17 protein-coding genes, 1 tRNA gene and 1 pseudogene are annotated in these 23,086 nt (G+C 62.2%); 9 read left to right on the top strand and 10 right to left on the bottom strand.

Features of this window, described 5'->3' with window-relative positions:
* The first annotated feature begins 1 nt into the window (after position 1).
* The 3 genes from ABID37_RS10550 (at position 2) to ABID37_RS10540 (ending at position 4,075) form a co-directional block, all read left to right on the top strand.
* Positions 2-2,326, top strand: coding sequence for a Tex family protein (locus ABID37_RS10550; RefSeq protein ID WP_354194419.1), 2,325 nt, complete (start codon positions 2-4; stop codon positions 2,324-2,326).
* Positions 2,327-2,397: 71 nt separating this feature from the next.
* Entirely contained in the window at positions 2,398-3,396 is a 999-nt protein-coding gene (gene gnd / locus ABID37_RS10545; RefSeq protein WP_354194417.1) for a phosphogluconate dehydrogenase (NAD(+)-dependent, decarboxylating), read from the top strand.
* A gap of 603 nt (positions 3,397-3,999) precedes the next feature.
* Positions 4,000-4,075: transfer RNA gene (locus ABID37_RS10540), tRNA-Phe, on the top strand.
* A 592-nt stretch (positions 4,076-4,667) separates the two neighbouring features.
* Here ABID37_RS10540 and ABID37_RS10535 read toward each other — a convergent pair.
* From ABID37_RS10535 to ABID37_RS10500, 8 genes and pseudogenes are all read right to left on the bottom strand, one after another.
* Positions 4,668-5,585 (bottom strand): annotated as a pseudogene (locus tag ABID37_RS10535) (recombinase family protein); the annotation flags it as partial.
* A gap of 618 nt (positions 5,586-6,203) precedes the next feature.
* Positions 6,204-6,668: a hypothetical protein gene (locus tag ABID37_RS10530; protein WP_354194416.1), complete on the bottom strand. Its 465-nt coding sequence runs from the start codon at positions 6,666-6,668 to the stop codon at positions 6,204-6,206.
* Between the two features lie 419 nt (positions 6,669-7,087).
* A complete protein-coding gene (locus tag ABID37_RS10525) occupies positions 7,088-7,882 on the bottom strand; it encodes an ATP-dependent metallopeptidase FtsH/Yme1/Tma family protein (RefSeq protein WP_354194414.1) in 795 nt (264 codons plus the stop codon).
* A 14-nt stretch (positions 7,883-7,896) separates the two neighbouring features.
* Positions 7,897-8,238 (bottom strand): DUF6634 family protein, encoded by a 342-nt coding sequence (locus tag ABID37_RS10520; protein WP_354194412.1) that lies wholly within the window; start codon positions 8,236-8,238, stop codon positions 7,897-7,899.
* A gap of 17 nt (positions 8,239-8,255) precedes the next feature.
* Complete coding sequence (locus ABID37_RS10515; RefSeq protein ID WP_354194410.1) at positions 8,256-10,121, bottom strand: AAA family ATPase; 1,866 nt, start codon at positions 10,119-10,121, stop codon at positions 8,256-8,258.
* Positions 10,121-10,630, bottom strand: a complete 510-nt coding sequence (locus tag ABID37_RS10510; RefSeq protein ID WP_354194408.1) for a hypothetical protein — start codon at positions 10,628-10,630, stop codon at positions 10,121-10,123. The genes ABID37_RS10515 and ABID37_RS10510 overlap by 1 nt, the downstream gene beginning before the upstream one ends.
* A 76-nt stretch (positions 10,631-10,706) precedes the next feature.
* Positions 10,707-11,495: a hypothetical protein gene (locus ABID37_RS10505; RefSeq protein ID WP_354194406.1), complete on the bottom strand. Its 789-nt coding sequence runs from the start codon at positions 11,493-11,495 to the stop codon at positions 10,707-10,709.
* Between the two features lie 346 nt (positions 11,496-11,841).
* Positions 11,842-12,156 carry a hypothetical protein gene (locus ABID37_RS10500; protein WP_354194404.1) on the bottom strand — a complete coding sequence of 105 codons (315 nt, stop codon included), beginning with the start codon at positions 12,154-12,156 and terminating at the stop codon, positions 11,842-11,844.
* A gap of 607 nt (positions 12,157-12,763) precedes the next feature.
* Here ABID37_RS10500 and ABID37_RS10495 point away from each other — a divergent pair.
* Genes ABID37_RS10495 through ABID37_RS10485 form a run of 3 tightly spaced genes read left to right on the top strand, consistent with a single transcriptional unit; the run spans position 12,764 to position 16,272 of the window.
* Positions 12,764-13,762, top strand: a complete 999-nt coding sequence (locus tag ABID37_RS10495; RefSeq protein ID WP_354194402.1) for an AAA family ATPase — start codon at positions 12,764-12,766, stop codon at positions 13,760-13,762.
* 6 nt (positions 13,763-13,768) lie between these two features.
* Positions 13,769-14,620, top strand: coding sequence for a hypothetical protein (locus tag ABID37_RS10490; protein ID WP_354194400.1), 852 nt, complete (start codon positions 13,769-13,771; stop codon positions 14,618-14,620).
* 11 nt (positions 14,621-14,631) lie between these two features.
* Complete coding sequence (locus ABID37_RS10485; protein ID WP_354194398.1) at positions 14,632-16,272, top strand: S8 family peptidase; 1,641 nt, start codon at positions 14,632-14,634, stop codon at positions 16,270-16,272.
* A gap of 198 nt (positions 16,273-16,470) precedes the next feature.
* On the opposite strand, the gene ABID37_RS10480 is transcribed toward ABID37_RS10485, so the two are convergent.
* On the bottom strand, positions 16,471-17,694 hold the full coding sequence (locus tag ABID37_RS10480) for a hypothetical protein (protein ID WP_354194396.1): 1,224 nt from the start codon (positions 17,692-17,694) through the stop codon (positions 16,471-16,473).
* A 129-nt stretch (positions 17,695-17,823) separates the two neighbouring features.
* Entirely contained in the window at positions 17,824-18,789 is a 966-nt protein-coding gene (locus tag ABID37_RS10475; RefSeq protein WP_354194394.1) for a DUF4238 domain-containing protein, read from the bottom strand.
* Positions 18,790-19,167: 378 nt separating this feature from the next.
* Between ABID37_RS10475 and ABID37_RS10470 the strand changes: the two genes are divergently transcribed.
* The 3 genes from ABID37_RS10470 to ABID37_RS10460 are packed head-to-tail and all read left to right on the top strand — an operon-like array spanning position 19,168 to position 23,071.
* Complete coding sequence (locus ABID37_RS10470; RefSeq protein ID WP_354194392.1) at positions 19,168-20,487, top strand: SIR2 family protein; 1,320 nt, start codon at positions 19,168-19,170, stop codon at positions 20,485-20,487.
* The gene (locus ABID37_RS10465; RefSeq protein ID WP_354194390.1) at positions 20,487-21,017 is read left to right on the top strand and encodes a hypothetical protein; all 531 of its coding nucleotides are present in this window, start codon (positions 20,487-20,489) and stop codon (positions 21,015-21,017) included. The genes ABID37_RS10470 and ABID37_RS10465 overlap by 1 nt, the downstream gene beginning before the upstream one ends.
* Complete coding sequence (locus ABID37_RS10460; protein ID WP_354194388.1) at positions 21,014-23,071, top strand: AAA family ATPase; 2,058 nt, start codon at positions 21,014-21,016, stop codon at positions 23,069-23,071. The genes ABID37_RS10465 and ABID37_RS10460 overlap by 4 nt, the downstream gene beginning before the upstream one ends.
* Positions 23,072-23,086 lie beyond the last annotated feature (15 nt).

The raw sequence follows: 23,086 nt of genomic DNA, 5'->3' as shown, positions 1-23,086 counted from the left end.
CATGAGCACCGACATCAAGCGCATCGCAGCGATCATTTCCGCCGAGATCAACGCCCGGCCCGACCAGGCGGCCGCCGCGATCACGCTGCTGGACGACGGGGCCACGGTGCCGTTCGTCGCCCGCTATCGCAAGGAGGCGACCGGCGGGCTGGACGACACGCAATTGCGCACGCTGTCCGAACGCCTCGCCTATCTGCGCGAGATGGATGCGCGCCGCGACACCATCCTGTCCTCCATCCGCGAGCAGGGCAAGCTGACGCCGGAGCTGGAAGCCAGGATCGCCGCCGCCGCCACCAAGGCCGAGCTTGAGGACATCTACCTGCCCTACAAGCCGAAGCGCCGCACCAAGGCCGAGATCGCCCGCGAGCGGGGGCTCGGGCCGCTGGCCGAGGCGATCCTGTCCGACCGCGCCGCCGTGCCGGCCGAGCTGGCGGCCGCCTATCTCACCGACGAGGTGGCGGATGTGAAGGCGGCGCTGGAAGGTGCGCGCGACATCATCGCCGAACAGTTTTCGGAAAATGCCGATCTCGTCGGCCGCCTGCGCTGCTACATGCATGAGCGCGCCGTGCTGCGCGCACGCGTGGTGGACGGCAAGCAGGAGGAAGGCGCAAAATTCTCCGACTATTTCGACCATGCCGAGCGCTGGGCCGGAGTGCCGAGCCACCGGGCGCTGGCCATGCTGCGCGGCCGCAACGAGGAGGTGCTCGCCCTCGACATCGAGGTCGATGCCGACGATACCTCGCCCATGCGCCCCACCGTGCGGATGATCTGCGACGCCTACGCCATCGGCCGCACCCTTCCCGGTGACGTGTGGCTTTCCGAGGTGGCCGGCTGGACATGGCGGGTGAAGCTGTCGCTGCATCTGTCGCTCGACCTGATGCGGGACCTGCGCGAACGGGCCGAGGAGGCGGCGATCCACGTCTTCGGCCGCAACCTGAAGGACCTGCTGCTTGCCGCTCCCGCCGGCTCGCGCCCGACCATGGGCCTCGATCCGGGCATTCGCACCGGCGTCAAGGTCGCCGTGGTGGACGGCACCGGAAAGCTTCTCGCCACCAGCACGGTCTATCCGTTCCAGCCGCGCAACGACCTGCGCGGCGCGCAGGCGGAACTGTCGGCGCTGATCCGCAAGCATGGCGTGGAGCTGATCGCCATCGGCAACGGCACCGCCAGCCGCGAGACCGAAAGGCTGGTGGCCGACATGCTGTCCGACATGCAGCCGCCGAAACCCACCAAGGTCATCGTCTCGGAAGCCGGCGCCTCCGTCTATTCGGCTTCGTCGACGGCCGCGGCCGAGTTCCCGGACCTCGACGTGTCGCTGCGCGGCGCCGTCTCCATCGCCCGCCGCTTGCAGGACCCGCTGGCGGAACTGGTCAAGATCGAGCCGAAGTCGATCGGCGTCGGCCAGTACCAGCACGATGTCGACCAGTTCCGGCTGGCGAAGGCGCTGGACGCGGTGGTGGAGGATGCGGTGAACGCCGTCGGCGTGGACCTCAACACCGCTTCCGCCCCGCTGCTGTCGCGGGTGTCGGGCCTCGGCACCTCGCTGGCGGAAGCCATCGTGCTGCACCGCAACGTCAACGGCCCGTTTGCCACGCGGCAGGACCTGCTCAAGGTGTCGCGCCTCGGGCCCCGCGCCTTCGAGCAATGCGCCGGCTTCCTGCGCATCCCCGACGGCACCGAACCGCTCGATGCCTCGGCCGTGCACCCGGAAGCCTATGCGGTGGCCAAGAAGATCGTTTCCGCCTGCGGCCGCGACGTGCGCGCGCTGATGGGCGACAGTGCGGCGCTGAAGGCGCTTGATCCGCGCGTCTTCGCCGACGAGCGCTTCGGCCTGCCCACGGTGCGCGACATCATCTCCGAACTTGAAAAACCCGGCCGCGATCCGCGCCCGAGCTTCCGCACCGCGACCTTCGCCGAGGGCGTGGACGACATCAAGGATCTCAAGCCCGGCATGCTTCTGGAGGGCACCGTCACCAATGTGGCGGCCTTCGGCGCCTTCGTCGACATCGGCGTGCACCAGGACGGGCTGGTGCATGTCTCGCAGCTTGCCGACCGCTTCGTGAAGGACGCGCATGAGGTGGTGAAGGCCGGCGACGTGGTGAAGGTGCGCGTGGTCGAGGTGGACGTGAAGCGCAAGCGCATCGGCCTTTCCATGCGCAAGGACGGCGGCGCGCCGCAGCAGGAGCGGCGCCCGCAGAACGACGGCGCCGGCCGGCGTGATTCGCGCCCGTTCAAGAAGCCGCAGGAGGAGAACAGGCCGCAACAGCGCACCCCCCAGCAGGGCGCCTTGGGCGCCGCCCTTGCCGAGGCGCTGCGACGCAAATAAGCAAGGGGGACGGGAGGCAACCATACCCCCGGCACGGTTTCGCCGGCGGCATCACCACAGGATATCAGGTCATGCAGATCGGAATGATGGGCTTGGGCAGGATGGGCGCCAACATGGTTCGGCGTCTCTCGAATGCCGGACATGAATGCGTCGTCTACGACATCGATCCGAAAAGCGTCGCGGCCCTCGTGGCGGAAGGGGCCGTCGGCACCGCATCCATGGAAGAGTTCGTCGGCAAGCTGGCAAAACCCCGTCACGCCTGGCTGATGCTGCCGGCGGCGATCACCGGCGCGGTGGTCGAGCAACTGGCCGGACTGATGGAGGCCGGCGACACCATCGTCGACGGCGGCAACTCCAATTATCGCGACGCCGTGGACCTTGCCGCGCGGCTTTCGGCCAAGGGCGTCAATTTCGTCGATGTCGGCACCAGCGGCGGCGTGCACGGGCTGGAGCGCGGCTATTGCCTGATGATCGGCGGGCCGGACGAGGCGGTGCGCCAGTTGGATCCGGTGTTCGCCTCGCTGGCCCCCGGCGGCGATAAGAAAGCGCCCGGCACGGCCGCGCGCGGCTACCTGCATTGCGGCCCGAGCGGTGCCGGCCATTTCGTCAAGATGGTCCACAACGGCATCGAATACGGCATGATGGCGGCCTATGCGGAGGGCTTCAACATCCTGAAGGCCGCCAATGCCGGCAAGCAGGAGCGCACGGCGGACGCCGAGACCACCCCGCTTTCCGAGCCGCAATACTACCAGTTCGACATCGACGTGGCGCAAGTGGCGGAGGTGTGGCGCCACGGCAGCGTCATCGGCTCATGGCTGCTCGACCTCACCGCCGATGCGCTGGCCGCCGACCCGGCGCTGGAGCAGTTCGGCGGCCGGGTTTCGGATTCGGGCGAAGGTCGCTGGACGGTAAAGGCCGCCATCGACACCGGCGTGCCGACGCCGGTGCTGTCGTCGGCGCTCTACAGCCGTTTTTCCTCGCAGGGCAATTCGACCTATGCGGACAAGCTGCTGTCGGCCATGCGCCTTGCCTTCGGCGGCCATATCGAAAAGCCCCACAAGCAGGACTGACCGCAAGGCTTCAGGCCGAATTCAGACCCGGGCCGGAACCCGCGCCGGGCGGCGCGGACCGCCGGCAAAGGGCGGCACCGGCACCTGGCACCACGGGCAGCGCGACGCGGCGCGCGGCAGCTCGCGCTTGCAGCCCCTGCAGACATGCCTGGACGGATCGGAAATCATGGAAACGCTCCTTCTGGGCGATGCCGGGCATCGCGGAATGAGCCGCTTTCAGGTCTCTCCCGGAGCGAATCTGGGCGCGGCCGTCAGGTTTCAGTCGCTTCGCCCCGGGCCGCATGGCGTGCTTTGCCGGCGAGCCTCGAGACCCTTATGAAGGTTTCCATGCACATGCCGGCAAGGTGGACGGCAATCGCGGCTTTTCAAGGGCCGCAGGATCACCCGCCCGGGAATTTCCGCTTTTGTTGCAACGGCTTGGCCCGTCCGGCATCACAGGCATCGCGGGCGGTCCATGGTGCCGGGCGACAAAGCGAAGAAAAGAGGCCGCAAATCCCGTCAAGGCGGCTGGACAGGCAAAAATCACGTGCTATAACCCACGCGCTCTCGCAGGCGTTCCGGCGTCCTGCTGGGCCGGGAAATCTCCCGGCTTCTTCGAGACAGGCCCAGGTAGCTCAGTTGGTAGAGCATGCGACTGAAAATCGCAGTGTCGGTGGTTCGATTCCGCCCCTGGGCACCAAATTGCCAGGATCATTTTGAAGTGTATCTAAGACTTTGAAAGGCAATGTGGTTTCGGCGGTTCGAAACCCTTCGTTTGCGTCATAGCGAAGGTGCTTCGAGAATACCAGCTTCAGCACCGCTCGGCGGTCTTCAAGCTTACCTGTTTCCCATAGTTTCCAAGGGCTTGCGAGGAATCGCAAAGCGGTTCGTAACGTTTTATCGAAATCCGGTAGCGAATCGTCCTTCGACACAAGTTTTTCAGAAAGCGCGACCTTGTCGCGTTGCAATTCACTTGCCCGCTTTTCGTAGAGTGCAATTAGTCCCGGTTCGGTGGTAGCAGAAATGCGATCGATGATCTGGTTTATCGAGCGTTCGATGGTGTCGAGCTCCCGTTGTAGTGCAGCCTTCCGCTCTTGAACTCCCGCTCCACGCTGTTTCCAAATGTCGCGGAACATTCTTTCGGCCAGATCGACGAGATCGGTGGTCGGCTCAAGCGAATGAAGAAGACTTTCGAATTGTGTTTCGACGGTTTCCTTGCCAAGGGATTTGCGGTATACTTCGCATCCTTTGCCTATGCAGAAATAGTAGGGGTACTCCCGGGGCCGTCCTTTGGAGAAGGCACCACTGATCGAGTTGCCGCACCTAGCGCACCGAATGAAGCCTCTCAGCGGGAAATGCTCGCTGATATCAGCCCGGGCCGGGGTCTTGGCAGCACCGTTCAATCGGGCCTGAATCCTCTGGTATGCCTCGAACGAGATCAGCGGTTCGTGGTGAGCTTTCCGCAGGCTGACGTCCCATTCCGGATATTCAAGGTATCCGGCATAGAGGACACACTTCAACATGGTGGTCACACGGTCAAATTTCACGCCGCCCCCTGACGAGCGGGGGAAGTCAGGGCTGTTCTCGAGGAAACGCTGGATTTCCGCCTGTGACTGAAACCGGCCGCTGTCGAAGCCTTCCAGAGCTTCCTTAACTATGGAGGCGATCGGGTCTATCTGGACCAAAATTGTTTGGCCTGAAACGCGCGCGTGAGTATATCCTATCGGTGCGTGGAGGCACCAATATCCATTTAAGAGTCGGCCTCGCATGCGATTCTTGACCTGCTCGCCATTCTTCTGGCGCTGGTGCTGCGATACGCTGGCGAGAAGATTCTCCACCAACACCTCATCCGAACTCTCACCGAACTCGAACGAAGGGCACTCGAGTCGCGCGCCGGTGGCCGCGATTGCCTGCCTAAGCTTATGGTGAACGGTAACATCTCTGGCAAGTCGCGTAATGTCATCGATAATGACAATGCAGGTCTTCGAACGATTTTTCTTCAGGAAGGACAACATCTCCCTGAAGCCAGGACGATCAGCGAATTTGCCAGATCGGTCATCAGTGAACATGGCACTGAGCGGCGGATAGCTGTTTCGCTCGGCATGCTCTCGAATACGAGCCTCCTGAGAGCCTAGGCCGTCGCCTTCCTTTACCTGCTTCTTGCCTGAAACTCGGCCATAGCCGATGACAATTATGCTCTCTTTCTGCATTTGGTTTCTCCACCTTTGATCGTACGCCTATGGCTCGTTCTACGACCGCCGATACGTGCTCTTCTGCGATCGTTGCGGTTACGCCTCTGATGTGCACGCGGCCTGAATACCTTGGAGATTGCGACAGAAGGTCGGGCCGGTTCACTGGCAACCTGTTGCACGGCATCCACCCCGAAAGCACGATCTACAAAATTCTCCATAATGGAGTAGACAACACGGATGAATTCGTCTCTTTCGCCTAAATTGCCGGCGAATCTATTGGCAATTCCTATGTAATTTGACGAATTGTGTTCTTCGTTCATCCTACTTTATCCTATAGTATTCTTGTATCCACCGGCGACGTGCTTCTAGGATCCGCGATTGACGGCACGAAAAATATGAGGATCGGCAAAGTAGACCCGCATCCTGCTTCGTGCGCCATGATGGTGTTTGCCGACGTTTTCGCGGATCGAGACGTGGCTTCCGGCGGCGACTGCACGCACTCCTCCACGGTGCAACCAGATCTGCTTTTTCGGGCACGGTATCGCCTTACCTTCGGGTTCACTGCGGTTCAGATTCTGCCGCAGGGCAGGAAGAAGCGCCTGCCGTTGGAAGTCCTCCTTCGCTCGACCTGCATCGCTAGCGTTCCCAAGCCTTGGTAGCCGCCTGCGCCTGCTCCCAGATCTCTGGCTGCGCGGCGGCGATGGCGTTCACGCCATCTTCATTGCCTCCCCATCGGCCGGTGGCATGTTCGGCCATTGCCTGCAGCCACCATTCGAGACGTGTCAGGTCGAGGCCCGTGGTGGTGTGTCGAAGCGGAACGGCCATCCCCTGGAGCGCCAAGTAGAGCCTGGCGCAGCTGCGTCCGCCTGAGCAACTCGCCGTTTCACCGGTGGCGAACGCCAGTATCCTGGGAGCGATACTGGGTCCATCGCTGCGAGCGAGCAGCGACGGGATCAACTCAGGTCCCGGTCCGTTCGCCAATATCTCGAGGGATTTCGTTATCGCCCGGATCGGACTGGCTGGCGTGCGCTGCGACGGCGCTGCGCGTTCGTTCAGGAAGGCATCTCCGATACCGGTCAAATTCGTCCTGCGCTTTTTCATGCAACGCTCCTATTCCTCCACGCCATTCTATTTTTTTGCGATCCGGACCAATTGAATAAGGATTTCCATTTTCATCAGTCAATAGATTTCTTAAAAACCATCCGCTAATACCAAAAGGATTCGTTTGGGAAATTGTCAACATTACATGTACAACTAGGAGAAGCGCGGAAACTATACGCGAATCCTCTTTGGCCGAATTGTTGACAACCTCGACGGAACCAACATTTCCGAGCATTTGTCAGTGTCGAATTCTTCTGGATCGGCGCCGCCCGAGGAGTGTCCTTGAATCCTTGCATGCGTGAGTGATGGATAAAGTCCGATGAGACGCCGAAAAAAATATTCCCCTAGGCCAATCTGCAGCCGAGTACTGCCCCCGCGACGCCGCTTCGTGCCTTGCCAACCTCCGAACGACGGCAGCTTCATTGATCGGAATCCGCTGACGCCACGCGCTTCCCCACCTCTTTCAGAACGATAACGAGAGCCGTCCCTTCAAGCGTGTCATGCTGCATCAGGGCGTTCGCAAGGAACCGGACGGCATCCTCGTTGCTGCGAATTAGCTCGCGGGCTTGGGCATAGGCGGCTTCAAGCCGGGCATTGACCTGCTCTGCCAATGGGGGATTGTAGGCGAGCATCGTGGTCTGGTTGTCGGCATGTCGATAGAGCAGCGGCCATGTCTCGCCAAAGCCGAGTTCCGTCTCCATGGCGAGCGCCAGTGCGGTCGCCTTTCCCATGTCGCTGTCCGGCGAGCCGCCAGCACCTGCACTGACGGAGCCCAAAAGCTCCTCCTCGGCCGCGCGCCCGGCGAGACTGACGGCAAGCAGGCCGTCGAAGACGGCTTCCGTCTCGGTTTCCGTGGTTGCCGTTTTCCCCTCAGTGTAGCCGCCGGCCGGACCGTCGATGCCGATCGAGGTGATGCGCCCCAGGTCGAGGACCAGCCTGGCGACCGCATGTCCGGCCTCATGGATGGCCATGCACCAGCGCAACGCCTGCGATCGCTCAGGTCGGGCGGCGGCCAACAGGTCAAAGACGTCGGAGAAGACCAGTTGCCGATGAGCCCGCCGTGCCTTCTGGCGCGCCTCGCGGACCAGCCGCTCGATATCGGCGCCGCTCATGCCGCGCGCTTTTACCGCCAGGGCGCGCAGGACGGCATCGCCAGGCGCTCCAGCCTGGCAGCCTTGCTCACTCACTGCCATGAGTTCCTCCTGTTCCTCCATGGTCGTCCACCAGGTCATGAATCGCCGAGCGGGCTGTCGGCCGGGCGGCCGAGGCGGTACCAACGCGACAGCGTGCGCGCCCAGCTATGGTCGTCGGCGATCAGGCAAAGGTCGGAGGTGGCGACCGGCCGGGCCTCGCCCGGCAGCAGCGGATGCCCGAACGACAGCCCGGCGAGACACGGGGCGGGCCTGTTGGCCAACATCCAGCGCTCCAGGATCGGCGCGTCGACGACAAGGTGCTCGGGCGGCACGCCCGCGCGGATTTCCTTCATGTCGTCGGCAAGGGCAATGAGACGCGCCAGTTGATAGTCGAAGCCGGCGCCCTGTTCGACCTTGCGCGGGTAAAACATCACCATGATGGATAGCCTCCTTACTATTCTGCTGGCGGGTTGCGGCGGGATGCGATTGCGGGTGGGTCGCCAGCGGCGATAGTCGCAGCGTCGGTCGCGGTACTGTCGTCGGTGGCTCCGGCGCCCGCCCGGCCTGTCTCCCGCTTCGGTGCGCTGGCGATGACGGCGTCGAGATCGTCCTTCAGGTGATGGCGCAGGATGCCGATCAGCGCCTCGGTGTCGGGCTTTGGAATGACGATGTGCCTTTCCAGCCTGCCGGAGCGCAGCAGCGCCTTGTCGATCCGATCCGGATTGTTGGTGGCACCGATGACGACGACGCCGTCGGATCGGCTGGCTCCATCGAGAAGTTCGAGCAGGCGGTTGACGATCTGGTCCCAATAGGTCGTCCATTCGCCTGCGCTGCCGCGCATGTTGATGCCGTCGATCTCGTCGACGAACAGGATGGCGGGCTTCGCCGCCTCGGCCTCGGCAAAGGTGGCATTCATGCGGATCAGCACATCGCCGAGATAGCCAGGCTCCATCCAGGTCGCGACCGACGTCGCGATCAGCGGGACCTGGAGCGTGTTGCAGAGCGCCCTGGCGAATGTGGTCTTGCCCGTGCCGGGTGGCCCGGACAGGAGCAGCTTTGCGCTCATGTCCGCCCAACCAAGCTGTCCCGCGCGCCACAGCGCCATATCTTCCTTCAGATCAAAAGCCCAAGCCGTCGCCTCGCCATAGCCCGACAGCGTCTCGACGCGGGGGATGAAGCGGTCGGTGTCTGTCCCCGTCGGCGCGGTCGGCTCGATCCGCTCGCTGCCCGACCCGGGAGAACTGCGCCCGGGTTTCGACTTCGTCGCGGTCGTGCCGCCGGTTTCCTTGCGGCCGGACTCTTTCCTGTTCGACACGCCGCTGTCGTTCTCTTCCTCTGCCGCCGATGCCAGCCGCATGCGGGCAAGGCCGTCCAGGATGGCGAGCGCCCGCTTGGCTGACGTTCCCGACCGGATCGCCAGCGCCAGATCGGCAAGCGTCAGCGCCGAAGCATGGTCGTGCGGCAGGCAGCCTTCCGGCACCTCCCCCAGCACGGCGCGCATGGTCTCGCGGATGATACCCATGTCGAGCGGACCGCAGACGAGGTTGATGCGGGCGGCCTGCCGCAGCGGGCCTGGAAGCCGGTCCTCGTCTTCCGAGATGCCAAGGATCGGATAGTGGCTTCGCGCCACGAATGCGACTTTCCTCGCCATCCTCTCGCGGTCTTCGGGCTCGACATTCGTCGCAGCGAAGACGACGATGCGCCAGTGCGCATCCGGAACATGGGAGAAGCGGAATCCATAATCCCGCGAGAACGTATTGCCATTGCATGTCGCAACCTTGCCAGGAAGGATGAGACCCCGTTCGAGCAGGTCGAGGAACACCTCCTCGAATCCCGCCACCCGTCCGGTGAGGGTGATGATGGGAGTGGGAAGGCGAAGCGCCTCCAGGATCTCGCCAAGCGGTGTCGCGCTCATGGTGATCGAGCGAGTGAGGAGCAGCATCGTGGCGACGTCTGCTGCCCGCAGCGGTTCCGCCGACTGGCGAACGGCGCGCAGCAGGCTGGCGGCATCGGGCTTGCTGTCGCCGTGATCGGCTGATGCTTCCGGCGCATCGGAGGCGGCGGCGATGTCCTCGCCCTCAGGGGCGCTATCATCACGCGAGACCGATCCGGAGCGCCCGAGCCGATCGAGCATGCGGGCGATCTCGGCCTGCGATCTGCCCGCCGAAAGCGGTCCCGGCACGAAGCTGTGTACCCATCGCCCGGCCACGGGAACGCGTCGCTCCGTCAGCAGTTTGGCGCCGGCCGCACGGGCGACTGCGTCGGCTTGCGCCTGATGACGCAGACGCCGCAAAAGATGCTTCGCGAGACGGGAGTCCATCACCGGTTCCTCCGCTTCTTGTCTGAACGGAACACCTGTTTGAGGTTCACGAGTCCCGCCGTCTCCAGCCACTCCGCGACCATCATGCAGGCTGCATCGCCTTCTTCGACGCGCCGTGCCAGAAGCTCGATGATGACATCCGGCAGGGCGACGCGCTGGCTGAGGCTGATCCGGGCAAAATGAACCGCCAGCCCCACCGCGACGGCGGGGTCTTCCATCGGCTTTATCCGGCAGTCGCAGGACGCAATGGCGCCTGCACGCCTCAGCGTCGCGCAGGATTCGCTGTGCCCGATGAGCATCAGAAGTGGGAGCGATGCGGTCGCCTTGCCGGGCCTGATCGTCGGCCCCGGTTTGCCGATTGCCGGCACGGCCAATCGGGATTCCAAGCGGGCAGCGGCCGCTCCAGTTACGGTGCATGCGTCGGCAGGAGTCATTTCTCGCTGTTTCCGGGTTTCCGGGGCCACAACCGTGAGCCGCACGGGCTCTTTCAAGATGACGGGCTTTTTCATGAGGACATGCTCCTCCGTTCCGCGGCGGGCCACGGTCAGTAAATTTGGCAATAGAGAGTGGGGATCGCCCGTGGCGTCAGTGCAGATTCGGCCTTCGGGCGTAGCCGAAACGAGGCTGCGCCGTCACGGGCGTCTGCAACGGAATGACCGAGGCCGACTCGGCGCGGGGCGACGAATGGTCATTCGCCGCAAGATTCTCTGCATCGGGAATCCTGTCAGGTTCGACGGGATTCACCAGCGTCCGGCAGCGGCGTGCAAGCTCGTCCTTTACCCGCCGGGAGAACGCATCCCGGACGTCCCTGACGAATTCGGCGGCACAGTCGGTTTCGAGCAGATCATCGATCTCGGAAAGCCGGAACACGCCACGCTCGGGATCGGAGATTTCATCGGCACCGTCGACGATCGCGGTCTCGATCTTCACCAGCAGCGGCCCCTGATGCTCAGCCACCCACTCCGGTGCGATCGCCGCCACCGCCAGCATCCGGAACCGCAGCCGGTCCACCTCCTGGGGCCGGTAGGAACCAAGGCTCCTCTTTATATCCAGGATCAGCCCGCTGTGGCTTTGCCGGTTCACCACGAAGAGATCCGGCTTGTAGGATTCCGTCGCGTGCACCCGCGACGGAAAACGCACCCCCTTGATCTCGTCGGACGGTGTCCGCTTCAGCATTTCCTGTGCGGCGGGTACGATCGGCATCGACTTCGTCGGCAGGAGCTTGAGGTCCGGGTTCTCCTGCGTGGCCTGCTCGATGGCCGTTTCCAGCAGACGGCCTTCCTGCATCACTGCCGAGCGGAAGAAACCGAACAGCGACGCATACTCGCCGAAGGTGCTGTCGTCGCGGACTTCCCCGGCGAGCACCGCCTTCATGGCATCATCCACCAGCCTGTCGGTGTCGCCGTCGGAGACCGTTGGAGACCGCAGTGCCGTCGACTGCTGAAAAAGGCGTCGATAAATCCGTAGCCTCGCCGCCGAATTCCACCGGTACCCTTCCGGACGGGGGAAATGCCTTCTATCAATTGTCATAGCCCAAGACCTTCCAATCAGGTTGCGGGTCAGGCCTCCGTGCGGTGGTGCAAACACCTGCGGAGGCCGATTTCTGCTGCTCCGCCAACGAAGCACGCGCAATCGATCGGGATCCGGAAAAGATCTCAAGACGCCAGGCGCCGGCATGGTTAACGGCCCAAGACGCCACGTTAAATCAAGGCCTGGCCAACTATCCTACGTTCGGGGGTCTGAGCACCAGCTTCAATGCCCGGACGATCTTCTTTTCGGTCCGTCTCAGGTCGTTGCAATAGCCAAGCAGGCGATCCCTTGTCGCATCGTCCATCTCGCCATCCCTGGCGAGATCGTCGAGGCGTGCGAACGTCCAGCGCAACGATCCCACCGCGATCTGCGCATCTTCGACAAATCGCCTGGGCGACCGAAGCTTCTGTTCGACGCGCGAACGCCGCTGGCGCTCGGCCGGCGTCATGGCGTGGCCGTAGATCGTCGGACGTCCGCGTTTTCGCTTCTGTTCATCCTCTGCCATGGTTGCACATCGTCCTGCAGTCGACGGAATCCGTCTTGATCATCATGGACGTCCGGCACCGTCGGACCTTGCCTGTCGAGGCGGAGCCGCCCTAGCAATCATTGCGCTTAGCGAGTCTCGCCAAAGTTTTAGAGGTCATTTTCGTACGTCACGAAAATAGCGTCTCGATGAGGTTGTTGCCAGCATCCGTCGTCGTGTTTCGCCAAATGAGGAGCGACCCGAGCTGAATGATTGAAGGCCGATTCGGGGCCGTCTGCTGACTGTCCGGTCTTGGCGGCAGTCACGCGGATGGCTGCCGTTCTGCAACCCCATCTCTGTCGTTCCAAGATCACGGGCGGCGGCTTCCCGGAAGCTGCCGCTTTAGCGCTTCCGACTATGGGCATGAACGTGAGCCGTGAAGGGACCGGCGGCTTAAGGCTTGGAAGCGGTGGACCTTCAGGCGACGACAGAACTGTCCCGGTCCAGTTTTCGCGTTGTATGCTGATCTAACATTTCATTCCTGTGCGTCACCGATTCGGTGTCTCAGGTTGACCTTTTGTTTCTGCGTTTCCTGTATAAGATCGAACGAGGGAACTGCTGAAGTCGGCAGCTTGGAAGGTTCGAATCTTTGTCCAACGCGAAACAAATATTGGCGATGTTGCACAGTCGCGCTGAAGGCGACGACGAGCAATTCTATTCGATTGCGTTGCAGGTAGCCGCTTCCGAGGCGCGACAGGGCCGCCGCTCCAGTGCCGAGGCGCTTCGGTCCGCCGTTGAAATCGCACGGAAATCGCGCAGGGAATCGCCTGTCGCCATCCAGTTCGCCAAACCGCGTGGTGAGCTGGAAGGGCTGATCGAGCATCGGGAACCTCGTTACACCCTCAGGGACGTGGTGCTGGATCAGACGCTTCGCGCCCGTCTCGATGAATTGGTACGTGAGCAGCAAAAGCGGAGCTGGCTGCGCGAGCACGGCAAGACGCCAAATCGCCGTGCCCTGTTTGTGGGCCCACCCGGCTCCGGCAAGACAATGACTGCCGAGGCGCTGGCAGGGCAGCTCCTCCTCCCGCTTTTTGTCATCCGGCTGGAAGGCCTGATAACGCGGTTCATGGGCGAAACCGCCGCAAAGCTGCGGCTAGTCTTTGACGAAACGGCAAAACGGCGAGGCGTCTATCTTTTCGATGAATTCGATGCGGTCGGCGGGCGGCGCAATGCCACCAACGACGTGGCGGAAATGCGCCGTGTCCTGAATTCTTTCCTCCAGTATATGGAGGAAGAGAACTCTACTGACAGTCTGATCATCGGCGCTACGAACCACCCCGGCCTGCTCGACAATGCCCTGCTACGTCGGTTTGACCTTGTGCTGGCCTTCGAGATGCCGTCTCAGGAGCAGGTGAAGCATATCGTCCTCGCTGCGCTACGTCCGTTCAAGGCACCGCGCCTCGCATGGAAAACCCTGTTCAGAGCCGCAGAAGGGTTGAGCCAGGCGGAGATTACCCGTGCGACGGAGGATGCCGTGAAATCGGCGATCCTCAGCGAAACCGATACCGTCACTTCCGATCAACTCGTCCGGCGGCTAACCGAACGGCGTGCCATGCAGGAGGCTTTCTCCAACACGAAATCCGGCTGATACGACATGCCCGATTTCGTGCTGCCACATCTCGACATTTCCGATCGCCGTCAACCAAGCCTTTACAAGGCACCTTCGCGCAACATGGGCGGCGGAAGCGCGCCGCGCATTCGCGAACAGCATGGGGCAATTCTGCTTGGGCAGTTGCGCGCCGCATTTCAGGAAGTCGTTGAAGCGCCACCGCCCGACGAGCGTTTTGAGCGATCGGAAGGAGCTTATTACGAGGTGGAACTGCGGAAAGGCTCTGACGCAGAAGACCTCGACAAGAGCCGATCCGGCATCCTGTCCGGTGCCGCGAAACGGGACGCCCAGACTGAGAAGTTGACCGCCGTCCTATTTGTGCCGGACGAATCCCTGCCGGTTCTGGAAACGATCCTGGAGGATTACCGCGCGGGACCGCTGACCGCGAAGGAAAGACCCCAGCACAAATCCTATGTCGAGCCGATCGAAGCGATCCGGCGCGCGCGACTGTTCTCATTCTGGACCGACAAGCCCACTGCGCTTCCTGACGATCCGCAGGCGCAAATCTGGTGGGAAGTCTGGTGTATGCGCGGCTTCGAAGGCGAGGTGCTTCATGTTCTGGGGCAACTCGAATGCCAGATTGCCGATGACGATTATCGTCTGACCTTCCCGGAAACTGTCGTCGTTCCAGTCTTCGCGCGCCGCGCTGACATTGAGGTGGCATTGTTCGCCTGCAAAGGCATCACCGAGCTTCGGCGCGGCTCCGATACACCCTCCTTCTTTGTGGAGGACGAACGCGAGAACCAACATGATTGGGCTGGTGATTTGGCGGAGCGGATCGTCTGGCCCCGCGCGTCTGCCTGCTCGATACCGGCGTCAACCGGGCGCACGTTCTGATCGAACCGGCCTTGGCCGAAGCTGACTTGCTCACCGCCAATCCCGATTGGGTGCCGAGCGACAATCAGGCTGCAAGCCACGGCACGGAAATGGCCGGGCTTGTATTACACGGCGACCTGTTCGCCGCCCTTCAGGATCAGGGCGAAAGGCCACTCCGCCATCGGCTGGAATCGGTGCGGATCATGCCCGCCGATGGCTTCCCGCCGAACGAACCGGCGAGATTGGGCACAATCACCTCCACTGCCGTCGCCCTTGCCGAAATCCAGAACCCGGACTCCGATCGCGTCTTCTGCATGGCCATCACCAATGAGGATGTGTCGGGCGAGCGAGGTACAAGCTGGAGCGCATCCGTCGATCGAGCCGCAATCGGCAGGATGGAGGGTGATGACACGAGCGCCCCGCACCGCCTGTTCTTCATCTCTGCCGGAAACGTGCCTGCCGTGATGAACTTCGCCGACCTCCAGTCACTCCAGCACTATCCGATCGAAGACCCCGCACAGGCATGGAATGCGCTGACAGTCGGCGGATACACGGAAAAGCAGGTCATTGATGACGACGGGCTGGACGGCTATCAGCCCATGGCTCCGATGGGCGACCTCAGCCCTTACTCGCGCAATTCGCTTGCCTGGGTGCAGGGCAAGACCCCTGTCAAACCCGAAATCGTCATGGAGGCGGGAAACCGCGCCCGATCGCCGAATGGCCAGGGCCTCATATCCTGTCCCTCGCTGGAACTGCTGACGACCGGCAGCGAAGCTGATCGTCTGCCGATCGTTAATTTTGCCGCCACCAGCGCGTCCACCGCGCTCGCATCGCGCCTCGCCGCCCGGTTGAAAGCCGATCATCCCGACTACTGGCCGGAAACCATTCGCGCCCTGATGGTGCATAGCGCGGAATGGACCGCTCCGATGTGGCAGCGGCTTCAGGCAGCCCAAGGTCTCCGTGAGAAACAACGCCTCGCGCGTTGCTTCGGCTATGGCGTGCCGTCCTACGAGCGTGCAACAGCATCGGCCAAAGAGCATCTGGCGCTTGTCGCACAGCAGACCATCCAGCCCTACAAAAAGAAGGTCACGATCAAGGACGGTAAGAAGACCTACAGCGTGGGCTTCAATGAGTGCCACTACTATCCGTTGCCGTGGCCGAAAGCGCTTCTGGAGCAGTACGCCGACAACGACTTCATCCTGAAGGTGACCCTCTCCTATTTCATTGAACCCAATCCGGGCCGTGCGGCAGCCATCGACCCTCAGAACTACCAGTCATTTGGGTTACGGTTCGATCTTAAGCGTTCGCAGGAGACGGAGATTCAGTTTCGCACTGGCATCAATGCTGAAGAAACCCTGCCGCCCGGGCTGGTCGCAGCCGGGCGTCCGACAGATTCCGGTTGGGAGTTCGGCCCAAGCAACATATCGGCCGGGTCGATCCATTATGATCAATGGACCGGCAGCGGCGCGAGATTGGCTGCGCGAGACCTGATTTGCGTCAAGCCTGTGTCCGGCTGGTGGAAGGAGCGAAGCAAAACGGTGGTCTGCGAGCAACAGGCCCGTTATTCGCTGATCGTCACGCTGGTCTCGCCAGAAGTCGACATCGACCTCTATACCCCAGTTGCGACTCAGATCATGCCCGCGGTCCCTGTGGAGATAGAATCTACTGAGTGAGGGGAAGTGCATCGGATACAGCGGATTGCTTCGTGCTGCCGTCGCCGCTCGAAATTTGCCATTCGTTTACTTCCTTCGGACGGCAGACCCGGGGCCGATTCCAGACTGTCCGGTTCTGGGGTTCACCAAGCGTAAAGCTGTCGTTCGGCGTCCGACCCCGACTCAGTAGCCGCCGTACGTCTAAAGCGTTCCAACAAGTTACGTACCCTCGCGCATGGCGAGGCGGAGCCGTTCGATACCCGATACCGACGGCACTTTGAACTCCGGCGGCAGTTGCGCCGCAACCGTCTGTCCATGGTTGTTCTCGAACACCAGGCTGTTGAGGCCGGCGGTGTAGGTGCCCGCCAGCTTGGCGGCCGTCGCCCAGCTAGCGACGGCCGACAGCGTCCTGGGCTGAAAAAACGACGGCAATTCCGCGAGTCGCTCGACTTGCTCTTCAAGACGATCCAGCAGGATGCCGACTTGCTTTAGCAGGTTCGCCATCCCCTTATTGCTGGTGTCCCCGAATCCCACCAGCACGCGCCACTGACTGCCTTGCGCATCCTGCTTGCCGCGATAGCCGAAGAACGCCAGCTTGTCCGCTGCGCTCATCTGCTTGACCGGGTCATCAGCCAGATTGGCAAATTGCGCCGCGATATCCTCGACGACCTGTCTGGGACTGTTTGCCGTCGAAAACAGCGTCTTCGTCGCCACCGTTCCGATCGGACGCGACACGCTTTTATATAGAGGCTTTCTCGGCTTATCGGGCTGTTGCCCCTGCCGGCGAAGCTTCTTGCGCTCGGTAACGGTCGTTCTATTCCACTCCTCCATCTCACGGTCGTAGCGATCCTCGTCACGCCCTTCGGCCGCGAAATCGCGGACGTTCTCGTCGACACTGAGGGTGCCGCCGCCGCGGTCGATGGCGACCTGCAGCGCTCCCCGCAGCCGCGGCATTCGCGTGACCAGCGTTTGGCGCGTGCGGTCATAAAGATCGAAGGCCGGATCGCTCCTCAACTGTGTGAGATATCGCATGAACCCGGGCAGGGCTTCCCGAAGCCCCTGGACGCGCCGCAGATATCCGGCGCGGTCGCGGGCATGGGAGAAATCCTTATGCAGATGGGCGAAGTCGGCACCATAGATCTTCGCGCCGCATAAATGGCCGCACAGGAACCGCTGTCCGCTATCGGTCTTGATGACAAACCCAGCAAGATGGTTTGGATATTTGCAATGGGCGCATCGGATCTTGGATCGCCGCGAGCCCCGGAAATCGTAGGCAAATTCGACGAAGGGCCGCTCTTTCACCGATGGAACCTGGAGAACGAGTCCCTCAAGATTTTCCGGGTCGTCGGTGGTGAAGGATATCCGCAGCAACTCTTCGTCGCTGAGCCGGTCCCAATACCCTTCAAACTGCTCGCCGCCGATCGCGGCCGTCTGGGTCTGCATGATCGTCCTCTTCCTTAGAGAGAATGACGACTGATTCCATCACGCAGTATACTAGATATTGGGTCGTCAAGAAAACACTTACGCAGATATAGGGGGTTGTCCCGAATATTCACAGGTCACGCGCCCAAGTCAGGCGAGACTGGGTCGCTTGAAGGGCACGATGCCTTGCCGGGCCGCGATCATGTTTCCGCCGGTCGGCATGGGGATCCTCGTCACGATAGCATCTGCGCGGAAATCACGATGCTTCCGCACGAACGGAAGCAGCCAGTCGGCATCTCGATGATAGAAGACCATGGTCTCTGCCGACTCGACGAGCCCGCGGTTGATAAGCCTGATCTCCTTCGCCTTCAGGCGCCGGAACTTTGCCCGGAATTCGGGAAACGAGAAGTCAGGCTCCTTCCCCCGCTCCCGTACTTGCGGGTGGATGCATACCGCCACGTCGGGCGCCAGCGGCACCGTTTTGCTGACGACGCGGGGATCGTAGGACGGCCCAAGGCTGACCGGAAAATCACTGGTGAAGAACGCCCCGTCGGACGGGTCGGCGAACATGATGTCCCATAAGGCGTTGCCGAAAATATACACCCGGCCCTCTATCTGCGAGATGCCGATCGCCTGGGGATACTTCTCATCAATGGTGATTTTTACCGAGCCGTCGTCAAGCAGTTCCGTCAGGCCCCGGTTGCCGAACGCTTCCGGCATCGGCGGAATCAGCCCTTGCGCGTCCAGCAGCTCGGCCGCCGATCGGACGGTCGCCGCGATATGCGGCGTGTTCATCCGCATGGCCGTAGGCGAGCAGGAGACGATGTAAGCGACGAAGCCGGCGATCACATACACATGCTCGACGCCGATCGCGCGGTTGCGCAGCGCATCGAGCGCGGCATTGTAGTTCGGCTCGATGCGCTTCAGAAATTCTTCGATTGCCCGAGGCTCATGCAGGTAGAGGTTCGTGCTTCCGTCCGACCTTCGGCACACATCTTCCGACCAGGGGTGAAAGGTCTTGAGGTCGTCCTTCTTGACCGCGACCAGGCGGCCCTTGTCGTCGGCCGAGTAGAAATTCCGCAGATGCACCTGGGGAATGAAATGATCGAGCGGCATCGCATCACCATAGCTGTGCCCGTCGCGGCAGCAAGATGTCCGTTGCCCATGGAGAGGATTCGTTCAGGCAGAATGGGGGCCGTCTCCGGACAGTCCGGTTTTGGAGAGCATTCGGCGAAAAGCTGCCGTTCCTTACTCGAACCAATTCGCCTGTTTGGGATCTAGTCGCGAGCTCCTCGAAGCAGCCATTCGCCATTTCCAAGCTTTTCGGCTTGGTTTAGCCTCTGGTCCGGAACGGTCTAGCCGCTCGCGACCCGATAATAGTCGACAACGGACATTCTCGGGGAGCGCAATTTTTGCTTATGTTGTGACCAAGAGAAACTCCACTGGTAAATGGGATCCGGTGGCAATAGCTGTATGTGGTCGGGGGAATGCAGTTTGAGTCCGGAGATCCAAGCGCGACTTCTCGCATCCATGAATGCCGGGCGGCTTCTTGTGGTCTGCGGCGCGGGCCTCTCGATGGCGCCGCCGAGCAGCTTACCATCGGCACGCACTGTAGCGGAATGCTGTTTCGACAAGTACCAGCTCGAGGTCGATCCCGCCTGCGACATCGCCCTGCGCGATAATCTCGAGGCGCTGGCCGAGCACTTCGTCGCCACCAATACGCTGCAGTCCGTCTTTATCGAACATCTGGTACCATGGCCGGCCTTTGCGCGGCCGTACAATCCCGGTCATGCCGCGATCGCTGATTTTCTGATTACCCGCGCTGCCGTCGCCGGCATATCCAGCAACTACGATATCCTCATCGAACGCCGCGCATGGGATTATGGCGCGGCCTTCAGAGGCTCTCTCGATGGCGACGAAGCCAATGTCGATGCGACGCGCCAAGCCCCGCTCCTGAAATTTCATGGATGCGCGCAGCGCGATCCCGTGTCGACCGTCTGGGCCCCATCCCAACTCGAAGATCCCGTCATTTCGGCCCGTATCGAACGCAGCAAAACCTGGATGGCCGCGAACCTGCGGCAGAAGGACCTGCTGGTCGTCGGCTTCTGGTCAGACTGGGAATATCTCAACGCGGTGATCGGCGGCGCCCTTGCGGACGTGCAGCCGCTCTCCGTCACAGTCGTCGATCTCTCGCCGACGGTCGCCCTCGAAGAAAAGGCGCCTCAGCTCTGGCAGGTTGCTCATGCCGACAACGTACATTTCGAGCATGTTCGCGCATCCGGCGCGGATGTCCTCGACGAACTGCGCAGGGCGTTCTCCATGAATTATCTGCGCCAAGTCCTGGCCGCAGGCCGCACCGTCTTCGAGCAGACGACTGGTGTTCAATGCCACCCGGATTGGCTCCAGATCGCCGATTTTGACAGCGAGATCCTCTATGGGCTGCGTAGGGACGCCGAAGGCGTTCCTGCCGTGCAGCCGGCTACGCGCCTTCGCCCCGGCAATGTCGAGGCGCTGGGGTATTTTCACCTCCTGTTGCGCCAAGCTGGCGCAACCCAACTCCCCGATGGCTACGAACTGAACGGCCGCAGCATCCGGGTCATCAATGGCGCCGAGGCGATCCTCGGGTCGCTTAGAACGAAATTCATCGAACCTCCTGTTGCCGTCAGCTCCGACATCGTGGTCGCCGTGGGCGCCACCGATCTCGGTCTTCCCGGCAATGTCATTCGAGGCGGGCGAACCGGCGATCTCATACGCCCGGCCGCCGGCGGAGACTGGTTCGACCTCAACGGCGCACGCGCGGAGCTGAATATCTGATGGACATCGCGACCCAAGCCGAAATCGTGCTTCGCAATGCACAGTATGAAACCTGGTCCTGGTCGGGTCCGAGTGGCCCAGTGACCTGTTTCGAGAGCGCCGCCCTAATGGGCTTCGTCCACGTTTTTGAAACGGCGGATGGGCTCTTGGCCGGTTGGCAGGTCAGCCAGAAGACCACCCTTGCACGTCATGCTGCGATGCTGCGGGGAGCCGGCGCCAAGGCCTGGAATGTCTATTCGGTGTTTCTAACCGCCGAGCACGCACCGACGCATGCCCGCGCCATCGAGCGGATCGAGGAAGATTTCACGCTCACCCGGAAGATCGCGCGCACTGCGGTGACGACGGCGGAGGACATCGAAAGGACTTTGCTACCCTTGATGGGAATCCGCGCGCAGCCGATCCTGGGGGCGACGAATTTCGAAGACCGCCTCCGCACCCGCTTGAAGGATGTTCCCCCTGAAGCCGTGACAGCCTTCCTCAACGAAACGTCGGCCGTGGACGTCGCTCGCATCTTAGGAGCCAGATCATGAAGCTCGACTATGTGGAGGTTTGCGGCTTCCGTGGTTTCCGGGATAAGGCCAGGATCGATTTCGGAGGTGGCTTCACCGTCATCACCGGCCGCAATGGCGTTGGCAAGAGCACCCTGTGTGACGCCGTCGAATTCGCGATCACCGGACTCATCGAAAAATACGCCGTCGAGAAGGCGGCCAAGGAAAGCCTCGCGGACTATCTATGGTGGCGCGGCGCCGGCGAACCGGAAGCTCACTATGTCACCGCCGTCTTCGTCAACGACGAGGGTAAGTCCTTCAAGATCACCCGGACGCGCGAGAGCGGCGCCGATGTGTCACCGGAAGAAATCCAAGCGGCGTTGTGCAGCGGGCCGGCGCCAGAGGACGCGCTGCGGCAACTGACCCGTACCTCTATTATTCGCGACGAATGGATCGCAGCCCTAAGTCTCGATCTGTCTGAGACAGAGCGCTTCGACCTCGTGCGCTCAGCCCTCGGCGCTCTCGAAGGGGCCGAGGCGGCCGCGAAGGCCAAGGATGTTGTGACTGCGGCCGATGCCGCGCACGCCCGCAACGAAGCCGCCTATGAGAATGCACGCACCAAGTTAGGCGAGCGTTTGACCCAGCAGTCAGAAATCCAGGCCACGCTTAGCCGCTCCGGCGACGTCTCAGCCGCTCTGGAGATCGTGAGCGCCGCCGTGCCGAATGCGCCGACCGACATGGTGGCTCGTCTCGAGGCCGCTCGCAACGCGCTTGCCGACGGACGAACAGGTATTGCCCGCAGTGCGGAAGCGGTCGAAGCCGGTCGGACGCTGCTCGCCGGTCAGCAGGCCTTCCAGGCGCCTGATGCGGTGGCGACGCGGGAAACCGCCAAAGCCGAACTTGAAAAGGCAAGGGAGGCGAAAGACCTCGCTCTGAAGGCGGCAGACGCCGCCGAGACGCTGCTTGCCCGGGAAGAGGACGTGGATGCGGTCGCTGCCTCGCTCGCCATTCTGGTCGAGCACGGTGAGCGCCTTGGGGTTCATGAGGACCATTGCCCTCTCTGCGCGGCCCATCGCACCTCCGCCGAGTTCGCCGCAGGCGTCGAAGCGGCCCGACGGCGCATTTCAGGCCTCGCCTCTGGCGTCGAAGACGCGCGCCGAAGAATGGCTGCGGCCGATGATGCGGCGCGAGAAGCATCAGCGGCCCTCGCCCTGGTCGAGCGTGATGTCGCCGCCCATCAGGCCGAAGAACGCGCCTTGCGCGAAGCAGAAGAGACTCATGCCGCGTTCTTCGCGCGTTGGAAGATAGATCCGCGTTTCCTCGCTAATCCGGATGAGCTCGAAGCCCATGTGGTGGCCGAACGTGACCGCTTAATCAACCTCGAGCGCGCCCTGATAGTCCTAGAGGCGTCCCAGTCGGTCTCGCGCATGGCGTCGATCGAGAAGACCATCGAAGGTCTGCGCGAGGAGATCGACAAGCTCGCCGATGTCGTCAGCCAGTCACAGGCAGCCGCTACCAGCGCCCGCAAGATCGAACGGGCGGTCAAGCGAGTCAGCGCCGAGATCATCGATGAAAGCCTAGCTCAGATCAGTCCCTTGCTCAATGAGCTCTATCAACGTCTGAGACCGCACGCGGATTGGAGGACCATCGACTACAGCATCCGCGGCGATGTGAAACGCTTCCTGAGCCTCAAGGTCGGCGACGGCCTTAATCCGCAGTTCGTGTTCAGCTCGGGCCAACGTCGCGCGGCCGGACTGGCGTTCCTCCTGTCGGTCCACCTAGCCCGCGCCTGGACGCCGTGGCGCGCCCTCCTGCTCGACGATCCCGTCCAGCATATCGACGATTTTCGCGCGCTTCATCTCGTCGAGGTACTGTCCGCGCTCCGCCTCGATCGGCGTCAGATCATCTGCGCGGTCGAAGACCCGGCGCTCGCCGACCTTTTGTGCCGACGTTTGGTCAGCACGACCGTAGAGCCCGGCCGCAGATACGACATCGATCTTGGACCCGAAGGGGCGACGAGCGTGCTGACCGCTGCGAATGTCCCGCCCATGCCTGTCGGCGTTCTGCGCCGCGGTCCCCAAGTCGTCGGAGATTGAGGACGCGCCATGCTA

This window comes from Aquamicrobium terrae (assembly GCF_040545735.1).
GTDB lineage: Bacteria > Pseudomonadota > Alphaproteobacteria > Rhizobiales > Rhizobiaceae > Mesorhizobium > Mesorhizobium terrae_A.
This window is presented reverse-complemented; position numbering and strand designations above follow the sequence as displayed.

What these genes read in the sequence shown, in the direction of transcription:
- ABID37_RS10550 (WP_354194419.1), top strand. Translation starts at nt 2, where the DNA reads ATGAGCACCGACATCAAGCGCATCGCAGCGATCATTTCCGCCGAGATC.
- gnd (WP_354194417.1), top strand. Translation starts at nt 2,398, where the DNA reads ATGCAGATCGGAATGATGGGCTTGGGCAGGATGGGCGCCAACATGGTT.
- ABID37_RS10530 (WP_354194416.1), bottom strand. Translation starts at nt 6,668, where the DNA reads ATGAAAAAGCGCAGGACGAATTTGACCGGTATCGGAGATGCCTTCCTG.
- ABID37_RS10525 (WP_354194414.1), bottom strand. Translation starts at nt 7,882, where the DNA reads ATGGAGGAACAGGAGGAACTCATGGCAGTGAGTGAGCAAGGCTGCCAG.
- ABID37_RS10520 (WP_354194412.1), bottom strand. Translation starts at nt 8,238, where the DNA reads ATGGTGATGTTTTACCCGCGCAAGGTCGAACAGGGCGCCGGCTTCGAC.
- ABID37_RS10515 (WP_354194410.1), bottom strand. Translation starts at nt 10,121, where the DNA reads ATGGACTCCCGTCTCGCGAAGCATCTTTTGCGGCGTCTGCGTCATCAG.
- ABID37_RS10510 (WP_354194408.1), bottom strand. Translation starts at nt 10,630, where the DNA reads ATGAAAAAGCCCGTCATCTTGAAAGAGCCCGTGCGGCTCACGGTTGTG.
- ABID37_RS10505 (WP_354194406.1), bottom strand. Translation starts at nt 11,495, where the DNA reads ATGAAGGCGGTGCTCGCCGGGGAAGTCCGCGACGACAGCACCTTCGGC.
- ABID37_RS10500 (WP_354194404.1), bottom strand. Translation starts at nt 12,156, where the DNA reads ATGGCAGAGGATGAACAGAAGCGAAAACGCGGACGTCCGACGATCTAC.
- ABID37_RS10490 (WP_354194400.1), top strand. Translation starts at nt 13,769, where the DNA reads ATGCCCGATTTCGTGCTGCCACATCTCGACATTTCCGATCGCCGTCAA.
- ABID37_RS10480 (WP_354194396.1), bottom strand. Translation starts at nt 17,694, where the DNA reads ATGCAGACCCAGACGGCCGCGATCGGCGGCGAGCAGTTTGAAGGGTAT.
- ABID37_RS10475 (WP_354194394.1), bottom strand. Translation starts at nt 18,789, where the DNA reads ATGCCGCTCGATCATTTCATTCCCCAGGTGCATCTGCGGAATTTCTAC.
- ABID37_RS10465 (WP_354194390.1), top strand. Translation starts at nt 20,487, where the DNA reads ATGGACATCGCGACCCAAGCCGAAATCGTGCTTCGCAATGCACAGTAT.
- ABID37_RS10460 (WP_354194388.1), top strand. Translation starts at nt 21,014, where the DNA reads ATGAAGCTCGACTATGTGGAGGTTTGCGGCTTCCGTGGTTTCCGGGAT.